This window comes from Herbaspirillum sp. C7C8, assembly GCF_022627875.1.
Taxonomy (GTDB): domain Bacteria; phylum Pseudomonadota; class Gammaproteobacteria; order Burkholderiales; family Burkholderiaceae_D; genus Herbaspirillum.
The window spans coordinates 139,952-158,298 of sequence record NZ_JABXGG010000013.1 but is presented as its reverse complement, the minus strand read 5'-3'; the positions used below and the strand labels follow the sequence as shown (position 1 = coordinate 158,298).

The window sequence follows — 18,347 nt, the reverse complement described above, 5'->3', positions numbered from 1 at the left end:
TGACCCAAATTCGCGCCTTGCACTTCATCCCAAACGGGACTCGCTCGCACTCACGCCTATTTATGAAATGGGTTCTATATAAAAATCAGATAACCCAGACCGGTGCCGGCGGGTTATGCACATAGCCCAACGTGGTGATGCGCGGGCGCCGTCAAGAGGCACTGCAAAATTGATCTACCTGATTTATTGATCGATATAACAAAATTAAGTTGTTTTACAGCTTTGTTCTCTTTGCGTAGAGTGGCCTCACGGTGTGGCCCACGAGAGGTCGCACCGCAAGTCCATCCACATTCAACGGGTCCCATCATGAAACCTATCAAGCACATCGCCGTCACTGGCGCCGCCGGTCAAATCGGATATTCCCTGGTCTTTCGCATCGCCAACGGCGACATGCTCGGCCACGACCAACCCGTCAGCTTGCGGCTGCTGGATGTCCCGGCGGCTCAGGCCGCGCTGCGCGGCGTGGAAATGGAACTGCAGGACTGCGCCTTTCCGCTGCTGCGCGACGTAGTCTGTACCGACGATGCCGAGCAGGCCTTCGCTCAGGTTGACTATGCGATTCTGGTGGGCGCGCAGCCGCGTCAGAAGGGCATGGAGCGACGAGACCTGCTGGCCGCCAATGCCGACATCTTCGTGCGTCAGGGGCGTGCACTCAATGCAGTTGCCAGCCGCACGGTGAAGGTGCTCGTGGTGGGCAACCCGGCCAATACGAACGCCCTCATCGCGATGAGCGCCGCGCCCAATCTCGACCCGTCCTGTTTCAGCGCGATGATGCGGCTGGACCATAACCGCGCCCGCGCCATGCTGGCCAAGCGCTTGGGTGAGCCGGTGGACAGCCTGGAGCAGGTGGTAGTGTGGGGTAATCATTCGCCCACCATGTATGCCGATTACCGTTTCGCGTTGGTCCGAGGAGAGCCGGCACCGCTGAGAATCCAGGACGAGCAATGGAACCGCGAGATCTTCATCCCCCAGGTGGCGCAGCGTGGCAGTGCGGTCATCGAGGCGCGCGGCAAGTCATCGGCGGCATCGGCCGCCAGTGCTGCGGTGGATCACATGCGCGATTGGGTGTGCGGCAGCCAGGGGCGTTGGGTATCGATGAGCCTGCCCTCAAATGGCGATTACGGGATTCCGGAAGGGATCTTTTTTGGCGTGCCCGTCCGTTGCGAGGACGGCCGTATCGAACGCGTCAATGGTCTGTCCATCGATACATTCGCGAGCGAACGCCTGCAGGGTGCCGTCAATGAGTTGCTGGAAGAGCGTGACGCCATCCGCCACCTGCTGCAGAGCTGAACTGTTCTGTCCTTCCCGCTTCCGGTCACCAAAAAATGCCTTGATGCCGTGCGATTCGCAAGCCGCCGACTTGCTGACGCACGGCAAGGTGAGAATGGTGGCTGATGGTCGCGCAAGCAGGCCATGCTTGAGACGTTCGCTATCGGCATCCAAGGGGGGGCGTCCCGCGATGGCGTCGGTGCGCGCTCAAGCTCAGCCAGCGATCAAGTCGTGCGGCCTTGTCGCCCGCTCAGGAGCGCCTCCCGCCCTGGGCTTGCAGCGCCATCCTTATCCCCTCACCATAAGGCGTCTTCCTGATCGGCCCGATCAATTGCTGTAGCGCCGTATCATCCATGATCACTGGCTGCGTCTGCAGATAGTGCATCTCCACCAGCTCGCGCATCATCGGATGGAAGAGTCCGATGAGCCGCAGCATGGTCTTGCCTGCCACGCGTTTTTTCAGCTTGCGTCCGGTCTGGCGTTCCATTTCCGCAACCAGGGCCTTCTGTGTCGTCACGCCGGCACCGGCCAGGTGCCAGACCTTGCCGAAGGCGGCAGGCGTGCTGACCAGCCTGGCCACTACCGGCCCGACATCGGGCACGAAGACGAACTCGTGCGGACGGTCTAGCGGCCCGATCAGGTCGGCTGTGCCGCCCTGGGCTGCGGCCTTGATCGCGCCATGCAGGAAACTGGCTTCGACGCCAGGGCCGTAGAAATCCGGCAGGCGCAATACGGCTGCACGGAGGTGGCCTTCCTCGTGCGCCTGCATCAGCAGGTCTTCCTGCGCCTTGCGCATGCGGCCCTTGAAGGTATGCGGTTTGCGCGGATGGTCTTCCCGTATCGGCGAGGACTGCGGCAGACCGTAGGGGTACACCGTACCGATGAGGAGGATCTGTTTGACCCCCGCGCGGATGGCACCGGCCAGGGTCTTGCGCATCAGTTCCGGATGCAGCTCGAACTGCGTGTAGTGCACGCCCACCAGGTAGATCAGCGTATCGATGCCGTGCGCCGCCGCTTCGACCGAGGCCGGGGAATCGGGATCCCAGGTGATGATCTCGGCCAGGGGATCGGCGCCGAAGGCCTGGCGCAAGCTGGTTTCATTGCGCCCGACCACGCGGTAAGGCTGCCCTTGGGCACTGATGGCAGAGGCGATGCTTCGGCCGATGGCACCGGCGGCGCCGAAGAGGGCAATCCTGGACATGGGGTTCTCCTGGGTGAGGGCGTGAGTGTGAACATCCCCAGTATGCAAAATTGAGGTATAAATGAAAATTGCATAAATTAGCCTAGCAGCTATACATAAATGAATACCATGGCCGACATCGAACCCAACTGGGAGTGGTACCGCAGTTTCCTCAAGGTCCTGGAAACGGGATCGCTCTCGGCGGCCGGACGCGAGATGGGCCTGACGCAGCCCACCGTGGGGCGCCACATCGAGCAACTGGAAGCGGCACTGGGGCTCAAGCTGTTCGTGCGTTCCTTTGATGGTTTTTCACCTACGGATGCGGCGCTGGAACTGAAGCCCTATGCGGCCGGCATCGCGGTCACCTCTGCCGCGCTGCGCCGGGTCGCCAGCAGTCACGGCAGGGAAGTGCGAGGTACCGTCAGGCTCACTGCCAGCGAGGTCATCAGCGTGGAGGTGCTGCCACCCATCCTGGCCGAACTCAAGCATCGTCATCCGGGCCTGTGCATCGAGCTGGTAATGTCGAACCGGGCCGATGACCTGTTGCAGCGCGAGGCCGATATTGCCGTGCGCATGTTCAAGCCGGCCCAGGATGCGCTGGTGGCCAAGCGGCTGGGCAACATCGAAGTTGGACTGCATGCGCACCAGCGTTACCTGGCGGCGCACGGAGTCCCGCAGTCAATCGCCGCGCTGGCCGGCCATGCGCTCATTGGTTTCGACCAGGAGAATGCCTACGTGCGCAAGGTGCTGGAACAATTCCCCTGGCTCACGCGCGCTGGCCTTGCGTTTCGGGCCGATAGTGACCTGGCGCAACTGGCGGCCATTCGTGCGGGCTTCGGTGTCGGGATTTGCCAGGTGGGCGTGGCGGCCAGGGAAGAGGCGCTGGTGCATCTGCTGCCCAGGAAATTCTCGGTCAAGATGGAAACCTGGATCGCCATGCACGAGGATCTGCGGGCCAGTCCGCGTTGTGCCGTGACTTTTGCTGCGTTGGTGGCGGGATTGGGTGCGTATATACGTGGTGGCTGATGCGCTAGAATTTGCAGACGAAGCGCAGCAACGAGAACGAGATGGGTCAAATGGAGCGGGTCAAATCTGCGAGCAATTCAACACTTATATTTCCCCACGAAATTTTACTTCCAATAAATGAATAAAATCGATTCAGGAAACGCTCAACTGTCTCTAGAAAAATGGGACGAAAGACACATTGACGAACTTTCTCTTATTGCGAACAACAAGAATATATCGGGAAATATGGCAGACAGATTTCCTTCTCCATACACTTTGGATGACGCTGTCGCCTGGATTCAAGAAATGAAATCGGACCCTCAGCGTCATGCGTGGGCGATAGAGTTCAACGCCAAGTTGGCGGGAGGAATCAGCTTGATACCTAGAGCGGGCTCCTTGAAGCATTGTTCAGGTATCGTCTATTGGTTAGGTGAGCAGTATTGGGGGCTGGGGCTGGCGACAGAGAGCGTGCGGCGCGCGCTTGCTTTTGCGTTTGAAGTTGAGCAATTTGTCCGGGTTGAGACAACAGTATTTGACTGGAATCTGGCTTCCATCAGAGTCTTGGAAAAATGCGGGTTCGTTCGTGAAGGCACGCTGAGGGCGAGCTTCTTGAAAGACGGACGCATCGTTGACCGGCACTTGTACGCTGCTCTGAATATCGAAAACAAAAAGAGGTTTGAAGCTTCAAATCCTGCTTGGGCATCTGCTTTCAAGAGGTAATTGCTCTTTTCTGCGTGATGGTAAGCAGGCACATTGCTGATTGGCTGGAACAAATCTGCATTGAAAAATGCCTGCTCAAAAGAGCAGGCATTTTCATTTCATCAGCCAGGCCAGAGCTTACTGCCACCCATACCGCTTGGCATACCACCCCTTCATCGCCTGGATCAGCACCGCATAAGCGACCAGGATGGCCACCAGCCACGGGAAGTAAGACAGCGGCAGCGCCTCCAGTTTGAAGTAATGCGCCAGCGGCGTCATCGGGATCGCAATGCCGATGGCCATGATGACCAGCGTCATCCCCATCAGCGGCCACGAGGCGCGGCTCTGGAAGAAGGGGATGCGGCGCGTGCGGATCATGTGCACGATCAGCGTCTGCGACAGCAGCCCTTCGATGAACCAGCCGGACTGGAACAGGGTTTGATGTTCCGGCGAGCTGGCACCGAAGACAAACCACATCAGCGCAAAGGTCGTGATGTCGAAGATCGAGCTGATTGGGCCGAAGAAGACCATGAAGCGGCCGATATCACCGGCATCCCAGCGCTGCGGCTTTTCCAGGAATTCCTTGTCGACATTGTCGAAGGGAATCGAAATCTGCGAGACGTCATACAGCAGGTTCTGCACCAGCAGATGCAAGGGCAGCATCGGCAGGAAAGGCAGGAAGGCGCTGGCGATCAGGACCGAGAAGACATTGCCGAAGTTGGAACTGGCCGTCATCTTGATGTATTTCAGCATGTTGGCGAAGGTCTTGCGGCCTTCCAGCACGCCTTCTTCCAGCACCATCAGGCTCTTCTCCAGCAGGATCAGGTCGGCAGCTTCCTTGGCGATATCCACGGCCGTATCGACCGAGATGCCGATGTCGGCGGCGCGCAGGGCAGGGGCGTCGTTGATGCCGTCCCCCATGAAACCGACCACATGACCACGATCATGCAGCGCGCGCACGATGCGCTCCTTGTGGGCAGGTGAGAGCTTGGCAAAAACCGTCACCGTCTCCACCGCTTCGGAAAGTTCGGCATCGCTCATCTTTTCCACATACGAACCCAGCAGCATGCCCTTGACCTCCAGCCCGACCTCGCGGCAGATCTTGGCAGTGACCAGCTCATTGTCACCGGTCAGGATCTTTACCTTCACGCCGTGCGTACGCAGTGCGGCCAGAGCGGGCGCAGTCGATTCCTTGGGCGGATCGAGGAAGGCGATGTAACCGATCAGTACCAGGTCCGTTTCGTCGGCCAGGCTGTAGACCTCCTTGGTCGGCGGCAGGTCCTTGGCGGCTACTCCGACCACGCGCAGACCTTCGGCGTTCAGGCTGCCGGTGGTGGCACGGATTTCTTCCAGCAGCGCCGGGGTCAGCGGTACCACTTCACCATTGACGCGAGCGCGCGAGCAGACCGAGACGATCTCTTCCACCGCCCCCTTGCAGATCAGCTCATGGTGATCCTCGCGCTCGGACACCACCACCGACATGCGGCGGCGCTGGAAGTCGAAAGGAATTTCGTCGACCTTGCGATAGGCCGAGGCGATGGACATTTCACGTTGCAGCTCGGCATGCTCCAGCACGGCCACGTCCAACAGGTTCTTCAGGCCGGTCTGGTAATAACTGTTCAGATAGGCATATTGCAACACTTCATCATCGGGCTCGCCGTGAATATCGGTATGACGTTCCAGGAAAATCTTGTCCTGCGTGAGCGTGCCGGTCTTGTCGGTGCACAGCACGTCCATGGCGCCAAAGTTCTGGATGGCGTCCAGCCGCTTGACGATCACCTTCTTGCGCGACAAGGCCACCGCGCCCTTGGCCAGGGTCGAGGTCACGATCATGGGCAGCATCTCGGGCGTCAGGCCCACGGCCACCGAGAGACCGAAGAGGAAGGCCTCCACCCAGTCGCCCTTGGTGAAACCGTTGATGAAGAACACCACCGGCGTCATCACCAGCATGAAGCGGATCAGCAGCCAGCTGACCTTGTTGACGCCCGCCTGGAAAGCCGTGGGCGTGCGGTCGGTGGCGGTGACGCGTTCGGCCAGCGCGCCGAAGTAGGTGCGCTTGCCGGTGGTCAGCACCACGCCTGTGGCCGAGCCGCTGACCACGTTGGTGCCCATGAAGCAGAGGTTGTCCAGCTCCAGCGGGCTGCTGGTGTCGAGATTGCTCGGGGTGACGAATTTTTCTACCGGCAGCGATTCGCCGGTCATCGCGGCCTGGCTCACGAACAGGTCCTTGGCGGCCAAGAGGCGCAGGTCGGCAGGGATCATGTCGCCCGCCGAGAGCAGCACGATGTCGCCTGGCACCAGCTTGTGAATAGGCACTTCGACGCGGCGCGCACCCTTGGGATGCAGGGTCACGTCGAAGTAGCGCTGGGCTTCGGCGGCGATCTCTTCGACCTGGTCGTGGCGCATTACGGTGGCGGTATTGCTGACCATGGCCTTGAGCTTGTCGGCAGCGGTATTGGAACGCGCTTCCTGCACGAAGCGCAGCAGTGTGGAGACCACCACCATGGTGCCGATGACGATGGCGGCCTTCATGTCCTCGGTGTAGAAGGAAACGCCGGCCAGCAGGGTCAAGAGCAGGTTGAACGGATTCTTGTAGCAGTGCCACAGGTGGACATACCAGGTGAGCGGCTTCTCGTGCTCGACTTCGTTGGGGCCGCTGTGTTCGCGGATGGCATCGGCTTCCGATTCGGTCAGTCCATCCAGGCGTGTGTGCAGGCGCTGCAGCAGGGCCGGGGCTTCGGTACGGGAGGCCTCGCTCAACTGCTGGGCCAGGGTTTGCGGGACTTCCTTTGTCACCGGGGCGCTGCGGAACATGTCCATGCCCAGGCGACGGAAGTGACGGTCCATACCGCGTGCGCGGATGAAGCTGACAAAGGTTTCTTTCAGCAGGTTCAGATTCATGGCGTGCTTCTTTTCTTGTTGGGCCTCGTCCCGGGGACGAAGCGATGTGCATCGCGTCGGTGCTGCGGCAAAGGCAGACCGGCATCGGGGTCAGCGCCGTCTCCGGCCCCCGTCAGAACGGGCGAGCGGCTGCGGCGCGCTGGGTCTTCGCGTGTTCATGATGGATATGTCTGTCGCATTGCAGCCTCCGCCTGGTTGAGCGGAGCCCCTGTCATCGGCGCCTGATGGCGCAAACAGACGTGCAGCCGCATGGCGGCTGGCCATGCGAAAGGCGCTGCGTCACGATGCGGACGGCATCAGGCGATCCGGCTGCCGGCTCAAAAAGCCGGCAGGGCGGTCGCGATGCAGCCTGCGTCCTGACGCCGTGTCTGCGGCGGTCGATCGTCGATCTGTCGTTGTGAGGGAATATCGTTGCCGACGGCGCTGCTCAAAATCAGCCTGAAAAGGCCGTGCGCTGCCGACATGAAATGCCGTCATCTGCCTGGTGCAAGATGACGACAGGAAACGTCCTGCTGAAATCCTTGCCTAGGCTTAACCCGGAATTAACCGGCAACAACTGTCACCCGAACAAGTGCCCATGAGAGGGACTCCAGAAAATGAGAACGGGCGAATTCTACGCCCGCGCTGAAAACAGGGTCAAGGCAAATTCAGCCCGGTTGCGGAATATTTGTGCATCTGCAACAAGCGGGAAGGGTAGCTTTCTGCTTCACTATACAGATCGGGCTACTGTAATTCGCTGTCCTGGACGCTGCTGTGCAGCACCGATTCTCGCCCGGTGAGCCTTGTCTTCCATGGTGGTCGGCCTATACTCGAAACGAGGCAAGCCCGAACAGAGTACGCGCAGCAAGCCGCGCCAAACCAATAAACTCGACCAGGAGACGCATCATGCCCAACCTCATCATGAACAATCTTTTGTTCTTCATCCCCATGGCGTTGGCCGGATTGTTGCTATGCGGCGAGGTGCCGGTGGCGTCCCGCGTGGTTCGAACCAGTTTGAGAGCAGTGGGTGCGGTGTTCGGCGCACTGCTCGCCCTCTTAGTACTGGAAGCACTGCCAGTGCTAATTTAGCGGGCTTTCTGCGGCCCGCTTTGCCGCGCGTTGCGGCAGTGGCCGGGGCATCGGCGCAGGCATTTTTCCGAGGAAAGCACGCCTATCATTTCGTCATGCTGATCGCCCCGCCTTGATTTCCCTAGGTCGATGTTTTCACAGTGGTCTCGTGGCGGCCCCGAAAACATCGGCCTTTTTTGCGTCCATCGGCCGGATGGATGAATGTTTGCCGGTCCCTTCCTGATCTTTTCCCGATTTCGCTGTCGATGGCCAGACGGTCCTGCTCACGGCCCGCCGTGTCGGCATGCTTCCCCTATAATGCCTGCTCCTGTTCCGCTTCTCATCTTCGTGTTCATCCATGTTGCTTTCGTCCTGCTTCACCCCATCCCGGTCTGCTGCTTCCCGTTTCCTGACTTGTGCCGTCTTCGCCGTGGCCTGCGCCGCCGGCAGCGCTGCGCTGGCGCAGGGCTTGCCGCCAGCGGTGGTGGGCGCGCTGCGCGTGGCGCGCATTGCGCAGAACAGTACCGGCGTGGTCGTGGTCGATGCCGAGACCGGCAAGCGCATGCTGGCGGCCAACAATACGGGGCAGCCCTTCAATCCGGCCTCGGTGATGAAGCTGGTGACTACCGATGCCGCACTCGAAATCCTCGGCCCTACCTTCACCTGGAAGACCCAGGCCTACATCGATGGCACGCTTGCCGGAGGCGTGCTCAATGGCGACCTGATCCTCAAGGGCGGGGGCGATCCCAAGCTGGTGCTGGAAAACTTCTGGCTGTTCCTGCGCCAGTTGCGCGCGCGCGGCATCAAGGACATTCGCGGCAACCTGGTGTTGGATCGCAGCTATTTTGCCGAGTCCAGCTATGATCCGGCGCAGTTCGATGGTGACCCGCAGAAGCCCTACAATGCCGGTCCCGATGCGTTGTTGCTGAACTATCGTACCCAGGCCCTGCGTTTCGAACCGGACGCTGCCAGCGGCCTGGTCAATGTGAGCATGGACCCGCCCATGGCCGGGGTCACCATCACGCCGCCGCGCCTGTCGCAGGAGCCCTGCGGCGACTGGCAGGGCAAGCTCAAGATGAACAACGACGCCAGTGCGGTCAATTTTGCCGGCACCTACAGTGCCGACTGCGGGCCGCGGGTGTGGTATGTCCATCCCTATCGCATGAGCAATGTGCAATATGTCGGTGCGAGTTTTGTCCAGATGTGGGCCGACCTGGGCGGCAGTTTTGCCGGGCGTGTGGTCAACGGCCAGGTCACGCCATCGGCACGGCTGATGGTGGAAGTGCAGTCGCCGCCGCTGCCGGAAGTCATCCGCGACATCAACAAGTACAGCAACAACGTGATGGCGCGTCAGGTGCTGCTGACGCTGGGCGCGGAGATGAGCGGCCAGCCAGGGGATACCACCAATGGCGCGCGTGCGGTGCGTGGCTGGCTGGGCGACAAGGGCATCGATACCGCCGGGCTGGTCATCGAGAATGGCGCCGGTCTGTCGCGCGTGGATCGCGTGACCCCGGCGCTGCTGGCCAGTGTGCTGGTGCAGGCGTATCGCTCGCCGCTGATGCCGGAGTTCGTCTCTTCATTGCCGCTGGTGGGTTACGACGGCACCATGCGCCGTCGCCTGAAGGAGCAAGGTGTCGCCGGACAGGCGCACATCAAGACCGGCACGCTCAATGACGTGAGATCGATCGCAGGCTACGTGCAGGCAGCCTCAGGCAAGACCTATGTGGTGGTGTTCCTGATCAATCACGCTGCAGCGCCGAACGGGCAGCAGGCGCAGGATGCCTTGTTGCAGTGGGTGTACGAGAACGGTTGAACCGGGAGGCGGGCGGAGTCAGTCGCAGCTGCCGCCCCGCCATCACCGCCGCCAGGACCATTTTTTGCCGAAGAAAGCCATAGGAAGTTGTTTGCCAGCGACCGGTCCTGAAGGCGGCGCTACAGCAGCAGGGGTTTGTCGGATAGCTCGTTGGTCGCTTTTCCGCTGCCGTCGTCCCCGCGCGGCAGGACGGATTCCAGCAGGGCGTGCAAGGTGGCCAGCGCCTGCAAGGTACTGGCCTCGTAGTCGCCCTGGGCATAGCCTGAGGTCATCTGCCTGCACACCTGCTGCCACTGCTCGCGCGTGATGCGCGCATTGATGCCGCGATCGGCCACGATCTCGACTTTGCGGTCGGCCAGATTGAGGTAGACCAGCACCCCGCAGTTCTCTTCGGTATCCCAGATGCGGTAATGCGAAAACAATTCGTGTGCGCGCTGCCGGGCGCTTTCACCACGCCGCACCGCGCCCAGCGACAGTGAGGCTTCGACGATCAAGCGCACTTGCGCGCGATGGCGCCGTTCACCTTCCCCGATGCTGGCCTGGATCGCCTTGAGCGTGGACGAGGGGAAGATGCGCCGCGCTGCCGCCCGCGTCATGCGCAGATGACGCAGCAGGCGCGCCGGCAGGGAAGGGGATGCGTTGTTGTGCGCCATGTCACCAGTCTCCCGAGGCACCACCGCCATCGAATGTGCCGCCGCCACCGGAGAATCCCCCGCCCGACGAGCCGCCGAATCCGCCACCGAAGCCGCCACCGAATCCACCCCCGCCCGAACGCGAACTGCCCCGTCCGGAACTGGCCTGGCGCAAGGCCTCATCGAGCAGGCTGCCGATGATGACGCCAGCCGTGGTGCTGCCGCCGTGTCCCCAGTCATTGTTGTTCAGAACGTTGCGGCTGCTGCGGCGCGACTTGAGCAGTACCGAGAAGAACACCACCAGAAACAGCCCGATCACCAGCAGCGTGATCCAGCTTGCACCATTGTCGATCTGTACCTGTGCGGTGCTGCTCCGATGCTTGACGGGGGGCAGCTGTTCCTGTTCCAGCAGGGTGGTGATGGCCGTCACGCCGGCCGCCAGTCCACCGTAGAAATCGTTCTGGCGGAAGTGCGGGGCGATCACGTCTTGCAGAATGCGTTTGGATTGTGCATCGGTGAGGCTGCCCTGCACCCCGCGTCCGGCTTCGATGCGCAGACGGCGCAGGGACTTGGGATTGTCCTTGGCGACGATCAGGATCACGCCATCGTCAATGCCCTTGCGGCCCAGTTTCCACGCATCGGCCACGCGGATGCTGTATTGCTCGATGGCTTCGGGCGCGGTGGAGGACATCAGCAGCACGCCGATCTGGCTGCCGGTGCGCTGTTCGATGTCGGCCAGCACGCCTTCCAGGGCCTGGCGCTGCTGCGGTTGCAGCAGGTGGACCTGGTCGATCACGCGGGCCGACAACGGCGGTACCGGCACCAGCCCGTCATCGGCGCGGGCCGCGCCGGCCGGCGCGATCCACACCAGCAGCGCGGTCAACAGCCAGGTCAGAAGCAGCTTGCGCATGGCCAATCGCGGCTCCCCGGCTTACTTGCCAAAGTTGACCGTGGGCGCGGTCGAGATGGCTTTTTCGTTTTCTACCGTGAACGAGGGTTTTACTTCATAGCTGAACAGCTTGGCCGTGATGTTGGTGGGGAAACTGCGCGCCAGGATGTTGTAATCCTTCACAGCGGCGATATAGCGCTGACGGGCCACGGTGATGCGGTTCTCGGTGCCTTCGAGCTGGGATTGCAGGTCGCGGAAGCTGGTGTCGGCCTTCAACTGCGGGTAGTTCTCGGAGACCGCCATCAGGCGCGACAGGGCCGAGGACAGTTGTCCCTGCACTTCCTGGAACCGGGCAAACGCCTTGGGATCGTTGAGCACCTCCGGGGTGATCTGGAAGCTGGTGGCCGCAGCGCGGGCGCGGGTAACGGCTTCCAGAGTGTCCTTCTCGTGCGAGGCATAGCCCTTGACGGTGTTGACCAGGTTGGGGATCAGGTCGGCGCGGCGCTGGTATTGGTTCACCACTTCGCCCCAGGCGGCCTTGGTGGCCTCGTCCTTGGCCTGGAATTCGTTGTAGCCGCAGCCGGAGAGGGTGAGGGCGGTGATGGCAATGGCCAGCCAGGCGAAGAGTTTTTTCATGTTGTTTTCCTCGTAGCAAAGTGAAGCAAAGGGAGCGCATGAGACCATGGAACCCGCACGAAGTGCCCGATGTTCAGCGAAAACCCCTGAACATCAGTCAAAAATCGAGATCGGGACAGGCCGGCGCGCTACAATAGCGCATCTTTCAGTTAAAGGCATCACCGTGACATTCATCGAGAAACTCAACGCTGCGTGGACTTCGCGCAATTCCCTGCTGTGCGTCGGCCTGGACCCCGACCTGAAGAAATTCCCCGCCGAGCTGCAGGGCAAGCCGGATGCCATCTTCGAATTCTGCCGCGCCATCATCGATGCCACCGCCGAAGCCGCCTGCGCCTTCAAGCCCCAGATCGCCTATTTTGCCGCCCTGGGCGCGGAAGAGCAGCTCGAACGCATCTGCGCCTACCTGCGCAGCAACTACCCGGAGATTCCTCTGGTGCTGGACGCCAAGCGCGGCGACATCGGCGCCACCGCCGAGCAATATGCCCGCGAAGCCTTCGAACGCTATGACGCCGACGTCGTCACGGTCAGCCCCTACATGGGCTGGGACTCGGTCTCGCCCTATCTGGAATGGAAGGATCGCGGCGTCATCGTGCTGTGCCGTACCTCCAACGCCGGCGGTTCCGACCTGCAATTCCTGGAAGTCGATGGCAAGCCGCTCTACCAGCATGTGGCGCGCCTGGTGGCCGAGAAGTGGAATACCAATGGCCAGTGCGGCCTGGTGGTCGGTGCCACCTTCCCGCATGAACTGGCCCAGGTGCGCGCCATCATCGGCGACATGCCGCTGCTGGTGCCCGGCGTGGGTGCCCAGGGGGGCGATGTGGAAGCCACGGTGAAATCCGGGAAGACGGCCTCGGGTACGGGCATGATGATCAATTCTTCACGTGCCATCCTCTACGCCAAGCCGGAAGCGGGCGAAGATTTCGCCGCTGCGGCGCGCCGGGTGGCCATCCAGACGCGTGACGAGATCAATCGCTTCCGCTGAACCGCGCAAGCACAAATGAAGAAAAAGGCGGCGACTCCATAGGAGCGCCGCCTTTTTCTTCATGTGTCCCGCTTCAGTCTGCCAGAAGCTTCAGCAGCCCCTTGAGCGAATGTTCCACGGTCTGGGCCCGCACCTGCTGGCGGTCGCCCTTGAAGACCAGGCGTTCGGTGTAGGTCTTGTCGCCCACGCGCCAGCCGAAGCAGACCGTGCCGACCGGCTTGCCCGGTACCGCGCCACCGGGGCCGGCGATGCCGGTGGTGGAGACGGCCACGTCCGAGCTGCTGTTGGCCACTGCCCCTTCGGCCATCGCACCGGCGATTTCTTCGCTGACTGCGCCATGCTGGGCGATCAGGGCTTCGGAGATGTCCAGCAATTCGTTCTTGGAGGCGTTCGAATAGGTCACGAAACCGCAATCGAACCATTCCGAGGAGCCGGCGATTTCAGTGATGGCGTGGGCGATGCCGCCACCGGTACAGGATTCTGCAGTGGCCAGGAGCAGGCCACGGGCTTTGAGGGTGTGGCCTACGCGGGTGGCCAGGTCCAGGGTGCTGTCCATGAGTGTCATCCTCGGCTGTGCCGCAGTCGGCGCCACGTGGCGGACGCGCTGCGGTCGGTTGATCAACGATGTGCGTGAACTAGCATACTCCGATGTCGGGAAATGTTGTATCGGACAAGCTCCGATTGTTCACTTCCCGTTACCAATAAGTGCGCCAAAACGCGAACACCAGCAAGGTGTAGAAGGCCGCCACGATGTCATCCCACATCACCCCGAAACCGCCCTTGAAGCGGCGGTCGAACCAGGCGATCGGCGGCGGCTTGACCATGTCGAAGAAGCGGAACACCAGGAAGGCCGCAAACTGCGTCTTCAAATTGGCCGGCATGACCAGCACCATGACCAGCCAGAAGGCGATGATCTCATCCCACACCATGCTGCCGTCATCAGGCGAGTTCAGTGCCTGGCCGGTGCGATGGCATGCCCAGATGCCGATGATGAAACCGGCCGCAATGATCGCCAGCCAGTTTGCCGCCGTGAAGACATGCGGCCAGCGCGTCGACAGTACCGCATACGACAGCCACGCGAAGAGGGTACCGGCGGTACCCGGCATGATGGGTGAGAGGCCGCTGCCGAAGCCCTGCGCGATCCAGTGCGCCGGATGGGCCAGCATGAAGTGGGGAGTCGCCTTGCGTTTGCGCGGTGACGCCGGAGGCGGCGGGAAGGGCGAAGAAGCTTGGTTCATGAACGGAAATGATCGAAGGAATCCGGTGTGTCTTGCAGCGGCTCACCGGCCGCGTCCAGCAGGCGCAGACCGGCCTGCGCATCGATGTGGCCGATGCGGGTGACGGCGGTGCCGACCGACTGGGCGGCATGAAGAACGGCCTCGCGCTGGCGCACCGGGGCAGTGAAGCAGAGTTCATAATCGTCGCCACCCGACAGGCAGAAGCGGCGGCGCAGATGCAGGTCGCGCTGTTGCAGGGCCGGTCCGGGCGGCAGAGCATCCACATCCAGCGTGGCGCCTACGTGCGAACGGTCGAGGATGTGGCCGAGGTCGCCAGCCAGCCCATCGGAAATATCGATGGCGGCGTGGGCAATGCCACGCAAGGCCAGGCCCAGCGCCACCCGCGGGCTTGGTGCGTGCATGCGTGGGGCGGCCTGCTGCAGCGCTTCGCTGCTGATCTCCAATTCCTGGCGGTATCCGGCCAGGGCCAGCCGGGCATCGCCCAGCGTGCCGGAGACCCAGATGTCATCTCCCGCGCGCGCGGCGTCGCGACGCAGCGCCTGTTGCGGCGGGACTTCCCCGAAGACGGTGATGCTGATGGTCAGCGGCCCCTTGGTTGTGTCGCCGCCGATGAGCTCGCAGCCATGTTCATCGGCCAGCGCCAGCATGCCCCGCGAGAACGGTGCCAGCCATTCGGCGCGCGCTTGCGGCAAGGCCAGGGCCAGCGTGAAGGCGATCGGCTGCGCGCCCATGGCGGCCAGGTCGGACAGATTGACGGCCAGGCACTTGTGGCCCAGCAGCAAGGGATCGGCATCGGGGAAGAAGTGGCGGCCCTCTACCAGCATGTCGCTGGAAATGGCCAGCTGCATCCCCGGCGCCGGTGTCATCAGCGCGCAGTCGTCCCCCACGCCGAGCGCCGTGCGGCTGTCGGGGGCGGGTGGGCGGCTGAAATAGCGCGCAATGAGTTCGAATTCGGAAAGCATGGCGCGATTGTAACCAATCCGTCACGGCTTCAGTCGCACAATATCGGCGCGACAGGGGATGTTGCGATGCAGCGCAACTTGGCCTCGCGTCTTGCTGCAGTTGCGTCAGCGCGCAGCGCCGCAAAGCCTAGGGGTTTTCCCCAATACCAGACAGACAGGGGCGGTGGCAGCCTCTCGTGCAGCAAATCAAGCTGCGTGCAACTGCGCACATCAGGCGACAAACGGTCGTCATCTGGCCCCGGAAAGACCATGTTCGCGGTCATCACGGGTTTCGGTCGACCTGCCGCAAAGCCAGTCCGGAAAAGGCTTTGCGCGGGGCAGCATGGGGCGGTCGGCCTATGATTGAGGGCCGACCTCTGCTAGAATCGACCCCCTTCGCAAGTCAACTAGAGAATACAGAGTATGGATTCGATGATCAGTAAGAAAGAAGAAGTGCGTCAGCAACTTCGTCAGGCAGCGCTCGATTACCACGAGTTTCCGACCCCGGGCAAGATCGCGGTCACGCCCACCAAGCTGCTGACCAACCAGCGTGATCTCTCCCTCGCGTATTCTCCGGGCGTGGCTGCGGCCTGCGAAGAAATCGTCGCCGACCCGCTCAACGCCTTCCGCTACACCGCGCGTGGCAATCTGGTGGCCGTCATCACCAACGGTACCGCCGTGCTGGGCCTGGGCAACATCGGGGCGCTGGCGTCCAAGCCAGTCATGGAAGGCAAGGGCGTGCTGTTCAAGAAGTTCGCCGGCATCGACGTCTTCGACATCGAAATCAATGAAACCGACCCGGACAAGCTGATCGACGTGATCGCGGCCCTGGAGCCGACTTTTGGCGGCATCAACCTGGAAGACATCAAGGCCCCGGAATGCTTCTACATCGAGCGCAAGCTGCGCGAGAAGATGAAGATCCCGGTCTTCCACGATGACCAGCACGGCACCGCCATCATCGTCGGCGCCGCCATCCTCAACGGCCTGAAGGTCGTTGGCAAGGACATCAAGGACGTCAAGCTGGTGGTCTCCGGCGCCGGTGCGGCCGCGCTGGCCTGCCTGGACCTGATCGTCGACCTCGGCTTCCCGATCGAGAACATCTTCGTCACCGACCTGGCCGGCGTGGTCTACAAGGGCCGCAAGGAACTGATGGACCCGGACAAGGAACGTTTCGCCCGTGAAACCGACGCCCGCACCCTGGCCGAAGTGATTCCGGATGCCGACATCTTCCTGGGCCTGTCCGCCGCCGGCGTGTTGAAGCCCGAGATGGTCAAGCAGATGGCCCCGCGTCCGCTGGTGCTGGCCCTGGCCAACCCGACCCCGGAAATCCTGCCCGAAGAAGTGATGGCCGTGCGTGACGACGCCATCATCGCTACCGGCCGCTCGGATTATCCGAACCAGGTCAACAACGTGCTGTGCTTCCCCTACATCTTCCGTGGTGCGCTCGACTCCGGCGCCACCACCATCACCCGCGAGATGGAGATCGCCACCGTCCACGCCATCGCCGAGCTGGCCCAGGCCGAGCAGTCCGATATCGTGGCCTCGACCTATGGCATCGCCAACCTGTCCTTCGGCCCGGAATACATCATTCCCAAGCCTTTCGACCCGCGCCTGATGATCAAGATCGCGCCGGCTGTGGCCCGTGCCGCCGAGAGCTCGGGCGTGGCCGCCCGTCCGATTCAGGACATGGACGCCTACATCGAAAAGCTGGAACAGTTCGTCTACCACAGCGGTACCTTCATGCGTCCGATCTTCCAGGTCGCCAAGAAGGCCGCCGAGGCCAAGAAGCGCATCGTCTACGCCGAAGGCGAAGAAGAGCGCGTGCTGCGCGCGGTGCAGGTGATCGTCGATGAAAACCTGGCCAAGCCCATCCTGGTGGGCCGTCCGGAAGTGCTGGAACAGCGCATCAAGAAGTTCGGCCTGCGCCTGCGTGCCGGTACCGACTTCGAGGTCATCAACCCCAATTTCGACAACCGCTACCGCGACTACTGGCAGACCTTCCTGGAAATGTCGCGCCGCAAGGGCGTCACCGAGCAATACGCCAAGCTGGAAATGCGCCGCCGTCACACCCTGATCGGTTCCATGGCCATTCACAAGGGCGATGCCGACGGTCTCATCTGCGGTACCTACGGCACCACCCAACTGCACCTGCACTACATCGATCAGGTGCTGGGCAAGCGTGAAGGCGTCAACGTCTATGCGGCGATGAATGCGGTGATCCTGCCCAATCGCCAGCTGGTGATGGTCGATACCCACGTCAACGAGAACCCCAACGCCCGCGAGCTGGCCGAAATCACCATGCTGGCCGCCGAGGAAATGCGTCGCTTCGGCCTGCATCCGCGTGCGGCGCTGCTGTCGCATTCGAACTTCGGTTCCAGCAACAGCGAATCGGCCCGCAAGATGCGCGATGCTCTGGCCATCCTGCGCGAAATCGCGCCGGACCTGGAAGTCGATGGCGAAATGCACGGCGATACCGCGCTCGATTCCAAGCTGCTCAACGCCGTGATTCCGGACTCGCCCCTGAAGGGCGACGCCAACCTGCTGGTCATGCCCAACATCGACGCCGCCAACATCGCCTACAACCTGCTCAAGACGGCATCGGGCAACGGCGTGGCCATTGGCCCCATCCTGCTGGGTTGCGCCAAGCCGGTCCACATCCTGACCGCGTCGGCGACGGTGCGCCGCATCATCAACATGACCGCCCTGTGCGTCATGGATGCCCTGTCGGAGCGCTGATCGCAGCGTCAGTCCACGGCTCAAGCCGGCTCAGCAAGACCGTGAAAGCGGCGCATGTCGAAAGACATGCGCCGCTTTTCATTGCGCCCGGGCGAGCGTGGCACCAGCCGATGGTTTGGATGGATTTCCGCACATGTCGCGCAGCAGCATTCCGGGAATCCGCACCGGGTTTGCGTTGCTGTTTGGGTTGGATTAAATAAAATCGTTTTAAATCAATGGCTTGTGATTTTTTTGCCGTGTTTTTCATGCTGGCACGAAGCCTGCAATATGAAGCTCAAAACAAAAAAGCAAACACGGAGACAGACACCTGATGCGCTCTCTGCATCGTCTTCACGCGCCTGGTCCTGCTGGCCTCTGCGTTATGCCTTGTTCCGGTTCC

At 61.8% G+C, this 18,347-nt stretch carries 15 protein-coding genes; 7 read left to right on the top strand and 8 right to left on the bottom strand.

What is annotated here, in order from left to right; genetic code table 11:
• Positions 1 to 303: 303 nt before the first annotated feature.
• Positions 304 to 1,290, top strand: a complete 987-nt coding sequence (locus tag HWE01_RS16170; RefSeq protein ID WP_162292101.1) for a malate dehydrogenase — start codon at positions 304 to 306, stop codon at positions 1,288 to 1,290.
• 229 nt (positions 1,291 to 1,519) lie between these two features.
• On the opposite strand, the gene HWE01_RS16165 is transcribed toward HWE01_RS16170, so the two are convergent.
• Complete coding sequence (locus HWE01_RS16165) at positions 1,520 to 2,470, bottom strand: SDR family oxidoreductase (protein ID WP_241822336.1); 951 nt, start codon at positions 2,468 to 2,470, stop codon at positions 1,520 to 1,522.
• Between the two features lie 108 nt (positions 2,471 to 2,578).
• On the opposite strand from HWE01_RS16165, the gene HWE01_RS16160 reads away from it, so the two are divergent.
• Both HWE01_RS16160 and HWE01_RS16155 read left to right on the top strand, forming a co-directional pair.
• Complete coding sequence (locus tag HWE01_RS16160) at positions 2,579 to 3,475, top strand: LysR family transcriptional regulator (protein ID WP_241822339.1); 897 nt, start codon at positions 2,579 to 2,581, stop codon at positions 3,473 to 3,475.
• Positions 3,476 to 3,592: 117 nt separating this feature from the next.
• Positions 3,593 to 4,174: a GNAT family N-acetyltransferase gene (locus HWE01_RS16155; RefSeq protein ID WP_241822335.1), complete on the top strand. Its 582-nt coding sequence runs from the start codon at positions 3,593 to 3,595 to the stop codon at positions 4,172 to 4,174.
• A gap of 117 nt (positions 4,175 to 4,291) precedes the next feature.
• Here the strand turns inward: HWE01_RS16155 and mgtA are convergent, their stop codons facing one another.
• Positions 4,292 to 7,054, bottom strand: coding sequence for a magnesium-translocating P-type ATPase (gene mgtA, locus HWE01_RS16150; protein ID WP_241822334.1), 2,763 nt, complete (start codon positions 7,052 to 7,054; stop codon positions 4,292 to 4,294).
• 885 nt (positions 7,055 to 7,939) lie between these two features.
• Between mgtA and HWE01_RS16145 the strand changes: the two genes are divergently transcribed.
• Complete coding sequence (locus tag HWE01_RS16145; protein WP_008331036.1) at positions 7,940 to 8,122, top strand: hypothetical protein; 183 nt, start codon at positions 7,940 to 7,942, stop codon at positions 8,120 to 8,122.
• Between the two features lie 337 nt (positions 8,123 to 8,459).
• Entirely contained in the window at positions 8,460 to 9,914 is a 1,455-nt protein-coding gene (gene dacB / locus HWE01_RS16140) for a D-alanyl-D-alanine carboxypeptidase/D-alanyl-D-alanine endopeptidase (RefSeq protein WP_241822333.1), read from the top strand.
• Between the two features lie 119 nt (positions 9,915 to 10,033).
• On the opposite strand, the gene HWE01_RS16135 is transcribed toward dacB, so the two are convergent.
• From HWE01_RS16135 to HWE01_RS16125, 3 genes are read right to left on the bottom strand one after another with little or no spacing between them, the layout of a single operon-like run.
• Positions 10,034 to 10,567: a TPM domain-containing protein gene (locus HWE01_RS16135; protein ID WP_008331034.1), complete on the bottom strand. Its 534-nt coding sequence runs from the start codon at positions 10,565 to 10,567 to the stop codon at positions 10,034 to 10,036.
• A 1-nt stretch (position 10,568) separates the two neighbouring features.
• On the bottom strand, positions 10,569 to 11,456 hold the full coding sequence (locus tag HWE01_RS16130) for a TPM domain-containing protein (RefSeq protein WP_241822332.1): 888 nt from the start codon (positions 11,454 to 11,456) through the stop codon (positions 10,569 to 10,571).
• A gap of 21 nt (positions 11,457 to 11,477) precedes the next feature.
• Positions 11,478 to 12,071, bottom strand: a complete 594-nt coding sequence (locus HWE01_RS16125) for a LemA family protein (RefSeq protein ID WP_008331032.1) — start codon at positions 12,069 to 12,071, stop codon at positions 11,478 to 11,480.
• 163 nt (positions 12,072 to 12,234) lie between these two features.
• Here HWE01_RS16125 and pyrF point away from each other — a divergent pair, with 163 nt between their 5' ends.
• Positions 12,235 to 13,053: an orotidine-5'-phosphate decarboxylase gene (pyrF, locus tag HWE01_RS16120; RefSeq protein ID WP_241822331.1), complete on the top strand. Its 819-nt coding sequence runs from the start codon at positions 12,235 to 12,237 to the stop codon at positions 13,051 to 13,053.
• 73 nt (positions 13,054 to 13,126) lie between these two features.
• On the opposite strand, the gene HWE01_RS16115 is transcribed toward pyrF, so the two are convergent.
• From HWE01_RS16115 to thiL, 3 genes are all read right to left on the bottom strand, one after another.
• Entirely contained in the window at positions 13,127 to 13,609 is a 483-nt protein-coding gene (locus tag HWE01_RS16115) for a CinA family protein (RefSeq protein WP_008331030.1), read from the bottom strand.
• Positions 13,610 to 13,748: 139 nt separating this feature from the next.
• A complete protein-coding gene (locus tag HWE01_RS16110) occupies positions 13,749 to 14,291 on the bottom strand; it encodes a phosphatidylglycerophosphatase A family protein (protein ID WP_034350814.1) in 543 nt (180 codons plus the stop codon).
• The gene (gene thiL / locus HWE01_RS16105) at positions 14,288 to 15,253 is read right to left on the bottom strand and encodes a thiamine-phosphate kinase (RefSeq protein ID WP_241822330.1); all 966 of its coding nucleotides are present in this window, start codon (positions 15,251 to 15,253) and stop codon (positions 14,288 to 14,290) included. Before thiL ends, HWE01_RS16110 begins: the two co-directional genes overlap by 4 nt.
• A 402-nt stretch (positions 15,254 to 15,655) precedes the next feature.
• Between thiL and HWE01_RS16100 the strand changes: the two genes are divergently transcribed.
• A complete protein-coding gene (locus HWE01_RS16100) occupies positions 15,656 to 17,968 on the top strand; it encodes an NADP-dependent malic enzyme (RefSeq protein WP_241822329.1) in 2,313 nt (770 codons plus the stop codon).
• Positions 17,969 to 18,347: the final 379 nt, after the last annotated feature.